This is a genomic window from Flavobacterium psychroterrae, from assembly GCF_018380615.1.
Classification (GTDB): Bacteria; Bacteroidota; Bacteroidia; order Flavobacteriales; family Flavobacteriaceae; genus Flavobacterium; species Flavobacterium psychroterrae.
In genome coordinates, this window is record NZ_JAGYVZ010000002.1 from 23,728 (window position 1) to 36,543 (window position 12,816).

Genomic DNA, 12,816 nt, shown 5'->3' on the forward strand with positions numbered 1-12,816 from the left:
AATGGAGAAATCGCAAAAGTAATTCCTGCCTAAATTTCTCTAATATTTGTCGAGTTTCCCTGTTCGAAATGACCAAAAATACCATAAAAACAATGCTTCTTATGAAACCGAGTGCCCTAGCCCTGATAGAAGCGGTATCCTTTTTCTTGCTCCTTTAGCAAGGAAAAGATACAAGCGGATAGCAGGAAATAGCTCCTGAAAACTCTAAGGAAAAAGTGTTTAGCCATTAATTTAAATGAACTTATATCAATTATATGCTTTTAAAAAAGCTATTTTTTCTCTTTAGCTTTTAAAATTACCGGCAAAATAAATTGGGTTTTTACCGGAAGCCCCCGTTTTAGAGCAGGATTTACTTTAGGAAAATCCACTAAACGAGCACGTAAGATACTGTCTATTTTAATGGTATCGTAAGCAACAGAATCCTTAGGGAATTGTGGTTCAAATTCCATAGTGGAATTAGGGAAAACGGTCACTTTTACTTCGATGGTATCCAGTTCCGGATATAATATTGAAAGTGTATCGATATCTAATTTTTCCTGGATAAGTTGTGCCATTACCTGAAAAAAACATTGCTGACGCAGTTTTTTATCGGGAATTTTTTCACAATTGGGTACTGAAGGATATTCATCAACTTCTTTCCAATTGATTGATTTTAATTCTTTTTGAAGTAATTCTTTTTCAGACGGAACCTGCTTCTCAAAATATTGACAAGAATTGAAAAATAAAATAACTAATAAAAGGAAAAACTGCTTCAAGGTATTGATGTTGATTGATGAACGGATTATTGGTATAAAAATACAATTATTTTTTTTGGGAAGCTTTGTATTGCAGATAATCTTCATAGCTTTCTGAAAGCCATTTTTCTTTGTTTTGTGCTGCAACTTCTTTTTGTTCAGGATATAATTTTGCCAATCGGTCTGAGAAAGTGGCAATTTGAACCGTGTAGATATAAAATTCTTTTCTGCTTAAAACAACATTTGGATCAATTTTGCGATTAAAGTATTCAAAGAAAAGTGTATCAAATTCTTTCATAGAAAAATTTAAAACTTTTTTCTTATTACTTTTATAGATGCTATCCTGAAGTAATTGATCGTCGATTGAAAGCTTTTTAACTTGTGCATAGCTGCTATCGTTGATTAAAAGAATCAAAGAAAAGAATAATACAAATTGAAAAAGTATACGCATTGACTGATTTTTTTACTAGACATTTGTAGGTGCAAAATTACAAAAAAATATGGATTTAATTTTATTAGTGCTCGGTTTTATATGTATGATTGTTGGTGTTTTTGGTAGTTTTCTACCAGTTGTGCCTGGTTTGTCCAGTTGTTGGGTTGGTTTGTTATTGTTGTATTTGACAAAAGCTGTCGAAAATAACTACTGGATTTTAGGAATTACTCTTTTGATAACGATAATTATTACGGTTTTGGATTATGTGATTCCGGCAAAAGGAACCAAGAGATTTGGCGGAAGCTCTTACGGGATTTGGGGCACAAATATTGGGCTAATTGTTGGTATACTGGCTCCTATACCCTTTGGAGTTATTATTGGTCCCTTTGTTGGAGCTTTTATAGGCGAATTAATTTACGATTCTAAAAATCATAAGCGAGCTTTAAAAGCTGCTACGGGTTCATTACTTGGTTTTTTGGCATCTAGCTTTATTAATTTTATGTTTTGTATCATTTTTCTTGGAATATTTTTGCACACCACATGGGAATATCGAAACCTTTTGTTTTAATTATGTAACATGTATTAAGCTTTTTTCCTATTTTTTATAATTTTCCTAAAAATTATTTTCACTTTGAATTGATACCTAAAGGGTTATATTTACTGGTTCTAGTTCATTTTTTAGTTAAACAACTGTTAATTGTACAATTGTATTTTTAAGCAGTTTTTTTGGAAATGTTAAAATATTTTATATTTTTATCCTGATAAACGATAAAAAGCCTCACTTTATCGGTTATTTTGAATAGATTTAAATAATTTTTAAAACAATTTAAGTATGACCCCAAACCTACAAATTGAACTTAGACGTTTTATTTCTTCTAATGTTGTTTCAAAGTTGAACAAATTTTATTTTGAAAATGATGCACTTTTAATTAAGGGAATCGATGTTTCAATAGGTACAGTTTTAATGGGTTTGTATAATAGGACCGAGGAATTGGATTTTTGCAAAGGAATTGTTTCAAACCTACAACAAGACTCGACATTTTATCAGGAGGTCGATTTTACATCTGGTAGAATTTTATCAGTAGATGATTGTTATCGTTTAGAAGGAAATGATTTGTTGAAAGAAATTTTTGCCAATAAAAAAGGAAGAATTTCTGAGATGGTTTCAAACGAAGTAGGTATCAAGAGTGAGACCGCAAGAGAGATTCTTAATTTTTCTGCTTTATTAGTTATCTCTTATCTTAAAAATAATATTCAAATTCTAGACAGTTTAAAACTATTATTAGAAGATCAAAAAAGAGATATTTTAAATAGTATTCCCCCTGGAATCAAAATTATCTTAGGTTTTTCCTGTTTCGAAACAGTAGAAGAGAAAAACCAATCCATCGGAAGATCAATTTTTACTTTATTTGGTCATAACTTTTTCAGTTTCTAGATAAAAAAAATCCCATCTTACAAAGTAAGACAGGATTTATATTTAAGTAATTTGAAGCGCGTTTTAAACGTTTTTCAAATTGATAATTTCTTGGTCGGTCAAAAGACGCCAGTTACCTCTGGGTAAATTCTTTTTGGTCAAGCCAGCAAATGATACACGATCAATGCGTAAAACATCGTAGTCAAAGTTTTCGAAAATAGCACGAACCACTTTTACATTTGATGAACGCAATTTAAGACCAACTTCGCTTTTTGCTTCTTTCTCGATATAACTAATTTCTTCGACAAATACACGGTGTCCGTCAAGAACTAAACCTTTGCTTATTTTTTCTAAATCTTCAAATTTCAAGTTTTTATCTAATGAAACCTGATAAATTTTAGATGATTTTTGACTCGGTAAAGTAAATTTACGAATCATATCAGTGTCATTAGTAAACAACAATAATCCAGTTGTGTTTTTGTCCATTCTACCAATCGGAGCAATTTTTGCTGTTGTAGAACCACGAACAAGTTCAAGAACGTTACGGTATTCCTGACCTTCGTCAAGAGCTGTTGTAAAGTTTTTAGGTTTGTTCAACAAGATGTATTCCTTCTTTTCAGGAGTCAAAACGACACCGTCAAAATTAATGACATCATTTAATTTTACTAAATAACCCATTTCAGTTACCGGAATACCGTTTACTTTAACGTTTCCAGACTGAATGTATATATCAGCATCACGACGTGAACAAACACCAGAATTAGAGATGTATTTGTTCAAACGAATTTCGTCTGCAGCTTTTTGTCTTTTTGGAGCCTGATTCTGTTTTTTGATTTTTTCAGCCTTTTCTTCTTCGGCAGCCTTAACAGCAGGTTTCACTTTTTTTGGCCCTTGAGCGCGCTTCGCCATAGGAGGTTTTGGCTTATTAGAGTTTGATCTTGAGCTGTTTGGTCTCGATCCACCCCCTTTATTATTGCCTTCCTTATTGTTCATAAATTCTGTAATTTGTGCAAAGATAGTTTATTCTTGCTAAATAATCATAAGTTCATTGTTCTTAGATTAATAGCTATTATTTTTTAGGGTTGCAGGAGCAGTACAATTGGCTTTTTTTCAGGCATATTGTCCCGCTTTTCGTTTCAATCTTTTATTTTTTTAAAGGAAAAAAATAAAAGGATTTCCACTTCAATCGGGGCTAGGTTCAAACAATTGGTTTCTTTTTAGACATTTCGAGAGGAGGGTTTTACCACAGAGATACACAAAGTTTATCGCCAAGATTCACAAAGAGATAGAAAAAAAACTCAGTGAATCTCCGTGAAACCTTTGTGTAGCTCTTTGGTATAACTATTTCAAACATAAAAATAATCTGTGCAAATCTGTTAAAACCTGTATCATCTGCGAGCTATTTTTAAGGATGTAAAAGCAAATTCTTCCCGTGCCATAAAACACTCGGATTAATCAATACAATGCAGCAAACACCTGAAACGATAAGGAATTTCAGTACGTTATGTAAAAGTAAAAACTGCCCTTTAGAATTTGATTTCCATAAATAAATCAGGAAAAACAATAAAACAGCAAAACATACATAAAAGTAAATATCCATATAACCCACATCATAAATATTGATCAAAATATAAACCGGAATAATTGTTAATAAAGTCAAAACTGTGATAATTTGCTTAGAAACCGTTTCATTATAAATTATCGGGATTGTTCTGTAATTATTAGCTAAATCACCTTTTAAATTTTCAAGATCTTTTATCATTTCCCTAATCAGCAATAATAAAAACAGAAATACAGCATGTGCTGAAATCACCATGAAATGACTCATATGGTCTTCTATTTCTTCAAATAAAATTTTATTATAGAAATACAGTAAAATCGCAAAAAATGGTAAGACTGCTAAAAAAGCTGCTGTCAGATTACCAACAATTGGATATTTTTTTATTTTGTGAGAGTAAAACCAAATTAGAAAAATATAAGCCGAAAAGAATAAAAAAGCACGCCAGGAAACAATTAATGCCATTAAAGCGGCAATAAAATTTAGCGCAAAATAAACTGATAACTTTGTCTTTTGACTCACCAATCGATCCAGCATTGATTTGTTGGGCCTATTAATTAAATCCTTCTGACTATCATAAAAATTATTAATAATGTATCCTGAGGCAATTGTGATAGCCGAGGCAAATACAATAAAGAATAAGTTGAGATCAAGTAAAATGTCAAGTGCTCTTTTTTCGGGAGCTAGTATAAAAATAGCAGATAAATATTGTGCTAAAACAATAATAGGAATGTTGTAACCTCTCACTACTGAGAACAAACTAACAATTTTCATTACTAAAAGTTTATGCTGTCTGCTTAACATTTTTAAAGTTAGTTTGGGGTTTTAATTTAAGGCTTATTTTTAAGGGAAGTTTTTGGCGTAATATTAAAGCTTATCTTTTAGTAATGCTTTAGAACCAAAACCTAATTTCCGAATGCAAGCTAAGGCTTCTTTTTGAGAAATGTCAACTTCTTTGATGTCTTTTTTTTCTACAAAGCAAACAGAGCCACTCCATGGATTAGGTGCAGCGGGGACAAAGACTGCAAAGTTGTTTTCATTTATTTCCTCAATCAAAAAAGCAAATTGCAAACCCGCATCTGTAGGAACTAAGACAACTTTTAAGTTTTCATTAGATTCCAGCCCCATAATGTTTTCATTCGTTTTCTTTATAAACGAATAACCGGGAACGAAGCTCAAAATTCCGTTTTCTAATCTTTGAATTAGTTTTTTTGCATAAGTTGTTCTGGCAATTAAGCCCGCACTAACACAAATAAGGAATATGATTAAAATTGCAACTATTTCCTCAATCGCCAATCCTAAAATTTTTACTTTAGGAAAATGGCTTATAATCGGAAGCGTAATTTTCTGAATTATGTGATAGCCTTTTTCAAGAATAATCAGTAATAAAACTAATGGTGCCAGAAATAGAATTCCACCTAAAAAAGTTGTTTTGATAATCTTTAAAATACTATTCATATTAAATAACTTTCAGGTCGTGATTTCTATTAAAGCATATTCAATAAGCTTGGTTTTTAAAGAAGTTTGAATTTAGAATTGATAGACAACCTCTAATTTATAATCTTTTAAAGATGCTTTTGCGCGCTCTAAATCCTCAGTAAACCCAAGAATGTAACCACCTCCGCCAGAACCACAAAGTTTTAAATAATAATCATTTGTATCAATTCCGTTTTGCCATATCCCATGAAATTGCTCCGGAATCATTGGTTTAAAGTTATTTAAAACGACTTTTGATAGCTTTTTAGTATTTGTAAACAACGATTTCATGTCGCCATGTAAAAAGTTTTCTACGCAAGCATCAGTATATTTTACAAATTGATTTTTAAGCATCGCACGGAAACCTTTGTCTTTCAGATTTTCCATAAAAATGTTAACCATTGGAGCGGTTTCGCCTACAATTCCTGAATCTAATAAAAAGACAGCGCCTTTTCCGTCAAAACTTTGAGTGGGAATTCCGGTTGCTTCAATATTATCTTTAGAATTAATTAAAATAGGAATGCTTAAATAACTGTTTAAAGGATCTAAACCAGAACTTTTTCCGTGGAAAAAACTCTCCATTTGAGCAAAAATATTTTTTAGCTGTAACAATTTTTCACGAGTCAGATTCTCTAAAACTGTTATTTTGTGTGTAGCATATTTGTCGTAAATAGCCGCTACCAGTGCGCCGCTACTCCCAACTCCGTATCCTTGTGGAATACTTGAGTCAAAATACATTCCGGTTTCTACATCATTTTTTAAAGTTAGCAAATCAAAAGTAACCAAATCAGGTTGCTCATTTTGTAAAGCTTCTAAATATGTAGAGTAACGTCTTAAACTTGCGTTTGATGCTATTGCTTCCGGCGAAGGATCTTCGATTTTTTTCAAAGCACCATTGTAAAAATTATAAGGAATAGAAAGTCCTTTAGAGTCGCGAATGATTCCGTATTCTCCAAAGAGTAATATTTTTGAGTAAAATAATGGTCCTTTCATGTTTATTTTATGTCTTTCTTTATTTTGTTTGGGTCTTGTCGTGTGTCAAAAATGGTATGAATTTTAATTTCATTAGAACCAAAACTATACAAGAGACTTGATTGTTTTGTTACAACACATTTTCGATATTTTTTACTTGCTGATGATTTAGGAAAAATTTCAGGATTCATACTTATTATTGAAATTGCTTTTTGAAATTTCACTAAAAATAATTCTTTCGATTTCTTAGACCATCTAGCTTCAATAAAATTTAAAACATTGTCTAAATTTTTCTCAGCTGTTTTTGAAATATTTACTTTAAGATTCACTACCTGTATTTTTTCATCACATCTTCAAAGCTTTTAAATTCTCCTCTTTCAAATTCTAATTCACTTTGAGCAACATCTTCTTTTTGCTCATCACTTAAATCATCCCACCAATCTTTTTTCTTTTTGGTTAACAATTTTTTGACCGCCAAAATGATTGAAAGGTCATCTGTTCCTTCCAGAATATCTATCACTTCACGTTTTTCTAATTGAATGTCCATAATCAAAATTTTAATTAAAGATACGTAAAATTATAATGCAATTGCACCATCTCCAATTTGGTCGCAAATGTACTGACGATTCTGACAAAATACAACTAATTCGTCCTGAATAAATTGTAATACTTTCTCGCTAACGTTTTCGGGATAAAGTACATGTACATTTGCACCGGCATCAAGCGTAAAACAAACCGGAATATGGGTTTCATTTCTAAATTTCCAGATCGCATTTATGATCTGCAAAGTATTTGGTTTCATCAAAATAAAATACGGCATCGAAGTCATCATCATGGCGTGCAAAGTCAAGGCTTCGCTTTCGACCACTTTAATGAATTCGTCTAAATTTCCACTTTCAAAAATGGCAATTAACTGATCCAGATTTTCATGCGCCTGAGCAAAACGTCTTTCGGCATAAGGATGATTGTGCATCAAATCATGACCAACAGTACTCGAAACCTGTTTTTCACCTTTGTCGACTAATAAAATAGTATCCTGATAATTTTTGAAATTGTCATGAATGGTATATGGAAACTCAACTCCAAATAAATCTGAACTTCCTTCAATATTTTTTTGATCTCCCCAAACCACTACATTTCCTTTTACACTTCTACAAGCACTTCCAGATCCCAAACGCGCCAGAAATGATGCTTTTTGATAAAAGTATTCCTCTGTCATTTCAGGATTCAGCATTCTTTCTAAACTCATGAAATTCATTGCCAGAGCTGCCATTCCAGATGCCGATGAAGCAATTCCTGAACTGTGCGGAAACGTATTTTGTGTATCGATCGTAAAATGATAGTCTTTCAAAAAAGGCAAATAAACTTCAATTCTTTCTAAAAACTTCTGAATCTTCGGTTTGAAATCTTCCTTTGGTTTTCCTTCAAAAAGTAAATCAAAAGAAAAACTGTTTGTCATGCTGAGCGATCCCGAGGCTTCGGCAGAAGCATTTTTTTTCACAAAACCCAATTTAGTAATCGTTTTACAATTATTAAGAGTAAAACTTACCGAAGGATTTGCCGGAATTTGATTGTCTTTTTTTCCCCAATATTTTACTAATGCAATATTGCTTGGAGCGCTCCATTCAAAGTTTCCATTTTCTATGGTCGAAGTATATTTTTTTGGAATAAAATCAGTTGCTGTAAACATGAATTATAAAATTTTGGCAAAGATAGTTTTTATAATATTTCACCCTATATGTTCTATAAGAAATTATAAGTTTGGCTTTGACTAAAATGAAGTTATATCACTTATATGGTTTAAACTTTCTTTTTAACTATTTTTGGATAAAAATTGAATAAAATGAATAAAGTTGTCAAAATTATAATAGCTCTGGTTATTTGTTTAATGGTAGGATATTCTGCCAGTACTGTAACAAGACCAAGTGTTGAAACCTGGTATCCAACTATTATAAAACCAGTTTTTAATCCGCCCAATTGGATTTTTATGCCAATGTGGACATTGCTATATATTTTAATGGCGGTTGCTGCCGGATTAGTCTGGGATAAAATAAAAGAACAAAACGAAGAAGTTAAAAAAGCTTTAGGTTTCTTTTTGATTCAATTGACATTAAACGCGATCTGGTCGTATTTATTCTTTGGATTAAAAAACCCGATGTTGGCTTTAATCGAGATTGCGCTTTTATGGCTGATGATTTACGAGACGTACTTAAAATTTATGAAAATAAATAAAACAGCCGGATATTTATTAATTCCATATATGGCGTGGGTTGCTTTTGCAGCAATTTTAAATGCTAGTATTTGGTGGCTAAACAGGTAATTTTTTTAGTTTTGAACTTCTGATTTTGCCTTCTTAAACATTTCGTTTTTAGCGTATAAAAAATCCATTGTAGTAAGAATATTGTTGTTTTCTATAAGTTTTGCAGATCTTGGATCAGCATCACAGAAATCAATAAACAAATCAACTTCTTCAGGTTTTAATTTTAATTCTTTTGTAAAAAAGTCACGAGGAATTGATGCTGCAACCAGCTTTTTGAAAACAGTTTCAGAAGTTTTCTTTTTAAGTTCGTCCTTATTGTCATTTTTAAATAAATTAAAAATTCCTTTACCCATTCTGCCAAAGTCCATACCATTGGCAATAGTTCCGTCGTAAACGCCAGTATATTTTTGTAAAGATTGATTGTCCTTTGCAAATTTTGTTGCATCTATATCTTTTTGAGAAATACGTATTGGATCAAATTTTATATTGGTTACTACAACTTCATTTAACTCAAATGCCTTTGCGCTCATATTGACAACCAGATTGTTTTGATCAATATTTTCCTGAGTTAATTTTAATCTTGTAAAGAAGTAATCTTTAGCAAAAAATAGTAAACTGTCTTTTGCTTGTACCTCAATTGAGAATTCTCCTAAGTAATTTGACGTTGTACTAGTTTTGGCTGTTTTATTTATAACCTCAACTTTATTAAGTGGATAATTGTTAGAAAAGACTCGTCCGTGAATTAATTTTTCTGTTTGAGAAATCGAAAATTGGTAGGTTAAAAAAGAAATTATTGTAAATAATATTACTTTCATTTAGTGGTATTTGTTTAATCTTGGTTTAGTTCTTTGGCTACTTTCTATTTAGATTTTTTCAGAGAAAATTTTTCTTTTTGATAAGTTTTTCTGTTTGAGAAATAGAAGTTGATAAGTCAAAAAATAAATTGTGGTAAGTAATTTTACTTTCATTTATTAGTATTTAACTGAGAGTAAAATTATTAGAATTGTCTTAATGAAAACTTAGGGAATCTGTAAAATCTTGTTAATTCGGATTTTAATAGTTTTCAGTTATATTCGCAGTTTCAGACCGTGACTAAAAACTGTGACTAAAAACTTTTTATAATATCTCAATTAAATCCAAAGGTATATTTATCACTGTTTTTGCACCACTCGCTATCAATTCTTTTTCGGTTCGATAACCCCAAGAAACTCCAACAGGAAACATATTGGCATTTATTGCTGTTTGCATATCAATATCAGAATCTCCTACAAAAAGAATTTCTTCTGGTTTTAAGTTCCAGCCTTTACTTATTTCTAAAGCCTCAAACGGATTAGGTTTTTTAAGAGCTTCGGTACTTAATCCAACGGCATTTTGAAAATAATCAGGAAATATTTCTGCCGTTATTTTTTTAGTAAGTTCATCAGCTTTGTTGGAGAAAACAGCTAACTTAATATTTTGTGAAACTAAATTATCCAATAATCCGATAATGCCTTCGTAAGGTTTTGTTTTGAGCGTGCAGATTTTACGATATTCATCCACCATAGATTCAAAACAGGTTTCAATTTGCTCGTCAGTATTGTTTGATGCCGGTAAAGCTTTACTAACCAGATTTCTGAGACCACTTCCAATAAAATATTGATAGGTGTCGTAAGTATGAGTTGGATGATTTAGACTTGTAAGTACAACATTCATCGCGTCTGAAATGTCTTCTAGTGAGTTTACTAATGTTCCATCTAAATCAAAAATAATTCCTTTAAATTTCATTTTTTATATATTATTTGCCAAAATAAACCCGCTTGTCCAGGCATTTTGGAAATTAAAACCTCCTGTAATCGCATCGATATTGACGATTTCTCCGGCAAAATAAAGATTTTGATGCAACTTGCTTTCCATGGTTTTGAAGTTAATTTCTTTTAAATCAATTCCGCCTGCAGTTACAAATTCTTCTTTAAAAGTACTTTTTCCGTTTACTTGAAAAGTTGCTTTTGTGAGTTGAGAAGCTAAGTTTTGTAATTGTATTTTAGATAAATCTGCCCATTTAGTTTCTGCTTCAATAGCTGAAGCTAAAACCAGACTTTCCCATAAACGATTTGGGAAATCAAAAGGAGATTTTTTTGAAACGGCTTTTTTAGCGTGTTCTTGTTTTAAGTCTTTCAGGATTTTTTCAGCATCTTCAGCATCAACATCATTTAACCAATTGACATAAATCGTAAACTGATAATTTTTATCGAATAAAGTACGTGCGCCCCAAGCCGAAAGCTTTAAAATAGCCGGACCGCTCATTCCCCAATGTGTAATTAATAAAGGTCCTGTTGATTCCAGTTTAGTGTCTTTTACGTTTACGGTAACTTGTGCCGCAACGCCGGGTAATTCCTTTATACGGGAATCTTTGATGTTGAAAGTAAATAAGGAAGGGACAGGGCTTACAATAACGTGTCCTTGTGTTTGCAGCATTTCCCAAATTTTAGGATTGCTACCTGTTGCCAAAACTAATTTTTCGGTAGCATAATTTTCATCCTGAGTATCAATTTTCCAGTGATTCTCAGCTTTAAAAATGGATTGAACACTTTGTCCAGTTAGAACTTTAATACCCAATTTTCCGGTTGCTTCTAAGAAACAATCGATTATGGTTTGCGATGAATTTGAAACCGGAAACATTCTTCCGTCGTCTTCGATTTTTAATTCTACCCCGTGTTTTTCGAACCATTCAATAGTATCTCCCGAACAAAATTGATGAAAAGGTCCACGAAGTTCTTTTTCGCCACGCGGATAAAATTTGACTAGTTCATTTGGTTCAAAACAAGCGTGCGTTACGTTGCATCTTCCTCCACCGGAAACACGAACTTTAGAAAGCACTTCTTTCCCTCTTTCTAAAATGGCAATTTTCAGTTTTGGATTTTTCTCTGCAATATTGATTGCTGTAAAAAAACCTGCTGCGCCTCCGCCAACAATGATTATGTCGAAATTTTTGATCATATTTATTTAGGTTGCCACAAATTACAAGAATTGGCACGAATTTTAAATTTTGGTTTGTATTTTTTTACCACAGATTACACAGATTAAAAGGATTTTGAAAATCTGTGTAAATTCTTTAATCTGTGGCTAAAATTTTAACTTTATAGTTTATCCGGAAAATCACTTATGATCCCGTCTACGTTATAGCTTTTTATTCTTCGAATGTCTTTATCTTCATCTACTGTCCAGGGTAAAACAAGAAATCTTTTTTCTTGCATTTTTTTCGTGTTTTCCAAAGTTAACAATTGAAAATCAGGATGGATGGCGTGCGCTTTTATTAATTCGGCGAAAGCCAAAGCTTTATCCAGATCTTCTTCTGTTAAAACTCCAATGGGAATATTTGAATTTAGATTTGATGTTTCTTGCAGTAAATCCCAATCAAAACTTGAAACAATGAAATCTTCATAACTCCAGTTTTTTTCTAAAATATATTCTTCAATTAGGGCAACAACTTTATTGGCAGTTCCTAATCCTTTTAGTTCTATATTGATCAGGCATTTTTTATCTACTAAATCAAAAATTTCTTTTAAAGTTGGAATTTCATATTTTCCATCAATCAAAAACGTCTTTAATTTGGATAAAGAAAAAGTATTTACAAAACCTTTTCCATTAGTCGTTCTGTCAATTGTTTCATCGTGAATTACTATTATATGTCCGTCAGAACTTAGATGAACATCAAGTTCAATTCCGTCCGCATTTAAGTCTAATGCTTTTTGGAAAGATCTTAAAGTATTCTCTGGTTCGTATCCTTTGGCACCGCGATGCGCTATTTTTAACATGTATGGAGAGTTTAATCGCAAAGGTCGCAAAGTTTTATGCAAAGTGCGCTAAGGATTAGATAAAAAGTTAGCCACAGATTATTGGATTAATAAGGTTTTTGTTTCACGCAGATTTTAAAAAGATTTAAGCAGATAATCTTTATAATTTAAATCTGCTCAAATCTGCAAAATCTGC

At 31.8% G+C, this 12,816-nt stretch carries 16 protein-coding genes; 3 read left to right on the plus strand and 13 right to left on the minus strand.

Features of this window, described 5'->3' with window-relative positions:
- Nucleotides 1-269: 269 nt before the first annotated feature.
- Nucleotides 270-755 (minus strand): hypothetical protein, encoded by a 486-nt coding sequence (locus KHA90_RS01950; protein WP_213294450.1) that lies wholly within the window; start codon nt 753-755, stop codon nt 270-272.
- Nucleotides 756-801: 46 nt separating this feature from the next.
- Nucleotides 802-1,185 (minus strand): hypothetical protein, encoded by a 384-nt coding sequence (locus KHA90_RS01955; protein ID WP_213294453.1) that lies wholly within the window; start codon nt 1,183-1,185, stop codon nt 802-804.
- 49 nt (nt 1,186-1,234) lie between these two features.
- On the opposite strand from KHA90_RS01955, the gene KHA90_RS01960 reads away from it, so the two are divergent.
- Nucleotides 1,235-1,735, plus strand: a complete 501-nt coding sequence (locus KHA90_RS01960; protein ID WP_213294461.1) for a DUF456 domain-containing protein — start codon at nt 1,235-1,237, stop codon at nt 1,733-1,735.
- Nucleotides 1,736-1,999: 264 nt separating this feature from the next.
- Nucleotides 2,000-2,602: a DUF937 domain-containing protein gene (locus KHA90_RS01965; RefSeq protein WP_213294463.1), complete on the plus strand. Its 603-nt coding sequence runs from the start codon at nt 2,000-2,002 to the stop codon at nt 2,600-2,602.
- Nucleotides 2,603-2,665: 63 nt separating this feature from the next.
- Here the strand turns inward: KHA90_RS01965 and KHA90_RS01970 are convergent, their stop codons facing one another.
- The 7 genes from KHA90_RS01970 to KHA90_RS02000 form a co-directional block, all read right to left on the minus strand.
- Nucleotides 2,666-3,574: a pseudouridine synthase gene (locus tag KHA90_RS01970; protein WP_213294466.1), complete on the minus strand. Its 909-nt coding sequence runs from the start codon at nt 3,572-3,574 to the stop codon at nt 2,666-2,668.
- A 412-nt stretch (nt 3,575-3,986) separates the two neighbouring features.
- Nucleotides 3,987-4,943 carry a geranylgeranylglycerol-phosphate geranylgeranyltransferase gene (locus KHA90_RS01975; protein WP_213294469.1) on the minus strand — a complete coding sequence of 319 codons (957 nt, stop codon included), beginning with the start codon at nt 4,941-4,943 and terminating at the stop codon, nt 3,987-3,989.
- Between the two features lie 63 nt (nt 4,944-5,006).
- A complete protein-coding gene (locus KHA90_RS01980; RefSeq protein WP_213294472.1) occupies nt 5,007-5,597 on the minus strand; it encodes a DUF502 domain-containing protein in 591 nt (196 codons plus the stop codon).
- A gap of 72 nt (nt 5,598-5,669) precedes the next feature.
- Nucleotides 5,670-6,608, minus strand: coding sequence for a mevalonate kinase family protein (locus KHA90_RS01985; RefSeq protein WP_213294474.1), 939 nt, complete (start codon nt 6,606-6,608; stop codon nt 5,670-5,672).
- Between the two features lie 2 nt (nt 6,609-6,610).
- Nucleotides 6,611-6,916, minus strand: coding sequence for a type II toxin-antitoxin system RelE/ParE family toxin (locus tag KHA90_RS01990; RefSeq protein WP_213294476.1), 306 nt, complete (start codon nt 6,914-6,916; stop codon nt 6,611-6,613).
- A complete protein-coding gene (locus KHA90_RS01995; protein ID WP_213294478.1) occupies nt 6,916-7,134 on the minus strand; it encodes a hypothetical protein in 219 nt (72 codons plus the stop codon). The genes KHA90_RS01990 and KHA90_RS01995 overlap by 1 nt, the downstream gene beginning before the upstream one ends.
- 30 nt (nt 7,135-7,164) lie before the next feature.
- A complete protein-coding gene (locus KHA90_RS02000; RefSeq protein ID WP_213294480.1) occupies nt 7,165-8,277 on the minus strand; it encodes a diphosphomevalonate/mevalonate 3,5-bisphosphate decarboxylase family protein in 1,113 nt (370 codons plus the stop codon).
- 153 nt (nt 8,278-8,430) lie between these two features.
- Between KHA90_RS02000 and KHA90_RS02005 the strand changes: the two genes are divergently transcribed.
- Nucleotides 8,431-8,907 carry a TspO/MBR family protein gene (locus tag KHA90_RS02005; RefSeq protein ID WP_213294491.1) on the plus strand — a complete coding sequence of 159 codons (477 nt, stop codon included), beginning with the start codon at nt 8,431-8,433 and terminating at the stop codon, nt 8,905-8,907.
- A 5-nt stretch (nt 8,908-8,912) separates the two neighbouring features.
- On the opposite strand, the gene KHA90_RS02010 is transcribed toward KHA90_RS02005, so the two are convergent.
- From KHA90_RS02010 to KHA90_RS02025, 4 genes are all read right to left on the minus strand, one after another.
- Complete coding sequence (locus KHA90_RS02010; RefSeq protein WP_213294493.1) at nt 8,913-9,662, minus strand: hypothetical protein; 750 nt, start codon at nt 9,660-9,662, stop codon at nt 8,913-8,915.
- A 301-nt stretch (nt 9,663-9,963) separates the two neighbouring features.
- Nucleotides 9,964-10,611: an HAD family hydrolase gene (locus KHA90_RS02015; protein ID WP_213294496.1), complete on the minus strand. Its 648-nt coding sequence runs from the start codon at nt 10,609-10,611 to the stop codon at nt 9,964-9,966.
- Between the two features lie 3 nt (nt 10,612-10,614).
- On the minus strand, nt 10,615-11,823 hold the full coding sequence (locus KHA90_RS02020) for a BaiN/RdsA family NAD(P)/FAD-dependent oxidoreductase (RefSeq protein ID WP_213294499.1): 1,209 nt from the start codon (nt 11,821-11,823) through the stop codon (nt 10,615-10,617).
- A 140-nt stretch (nt 11,824-11,963) separates the two neighbouring features.
- Nucleotides 11,964-12,641 (minus strand): glycerophosphodiester phosphodiesterase, encoded by a 678-nt coding sequence (locus KHA90_RS02025; RefSeq protein ID WP_213294502.1) that lies wholly within the window; start codon nt 12,639-12,641, stop codon nt 11,964-11,966.
- Nucleotides 12,642-12,816: the final 175 nt, after the last annotated feature.

Bases quoted from the DNA above. Each gene is read 5' to 3' on its own strand.
- KHA90_RS01995 (WP_213294478.1), bottom strand. From the start codon at position 7,134: ATGGACATTCAATTAGAAAAACGTGAAGTGATAGATATTCTGGAAGGA.
- KHA90_RS02000 (WP_213294480.1), bottom strand. From the start codon at position 8,277: ATGTTTACAGCAACTGATTTTATTCCAAAAAAATATACTTCGACCATA.
- KHA90_RS01970 (WP_213294466.1), bottom strand. From the start codon at position 3,574: ATGAACAATAAGGAAGGCAATAATAAAGGGGGTGGATCGAGACCAAAC.
- KHA90_RS02025 (WP_213294502.1), bottom strand. From the start codon at position 12,641: ATGTTAAAAATAGCGCATCGCGGTGCCAAAGGATACGAACCAGAGAAT.
- KHA90_RS01980 (WP_213294472.1), bottom strand. From the start codon at position 5,597: ATGAATAGTATTTTAAAGATTATCAAAACAACTTTTTTAGGTGGAATT.
- KHA90_RS01955 (WP_213294453.1), bottom strand. From the start codon at position 1,185: ATGCGTATACTTTTTCAATTTGTATTATTCTTTTCTTTGATTCTTTTA.
- KHA90_RS02010 (WP_213294493.1), bottom strand. From the start codon at position 9,662: ATGAAAGTAATATTATTTACAATAATTTCTTTTTTAACCTACCAATTT.
- KHA90_RS02020 (WP_213294499.1), bottom strand. From the start codon at position 11,823: ATGATCAAAAATTTCGACATAATCATTGTTGGCGGAGGCGCAGCAGGT.
- KHA90_RS02015 (WP_213294496.1), bottom strand. From the start codon at position 10,611: ATGAAATTTAAAGGAATTATTTTTGATTTAGATGGAACATTAGTAAAC.
- KHA90_RS01960 (WP_213294461.1), top strand. From the start codon at position 1,235: ATGGATTTAATTTTATTAGTGCTCGGTTTTATATGTATGATTGTTGGT.
- KHA90_RS01985 (WP_213294474.1), bottom strand. From the start codon at position 6,608: ATGAAAGGACCATTATTTTACTCAAAAATATTACTCTTTGGAGAATAC.
- KHA90_RS01975 (WP_213294469.1), bottom strand. From the start codon at position 4,943: ATGTTAAGCAGACAGCATAAACTTTTAGTAATGAAAATTGTTAGTTTG.
- KHA90_RS02005 (WP_213294491.1), top strand. From the start codon at position 8,431: ATGAATAAAGTTGTCAAAATTATAATAGCTCTGGTTATTTGTTTAATG.
- KHA90_RS01965 (WP_213294463.1), top strand. From the start codon at position 2,000: ATGACCCCAAACCTACAAATTGAACTTAGACGTTTTATTTCTTCTAAT.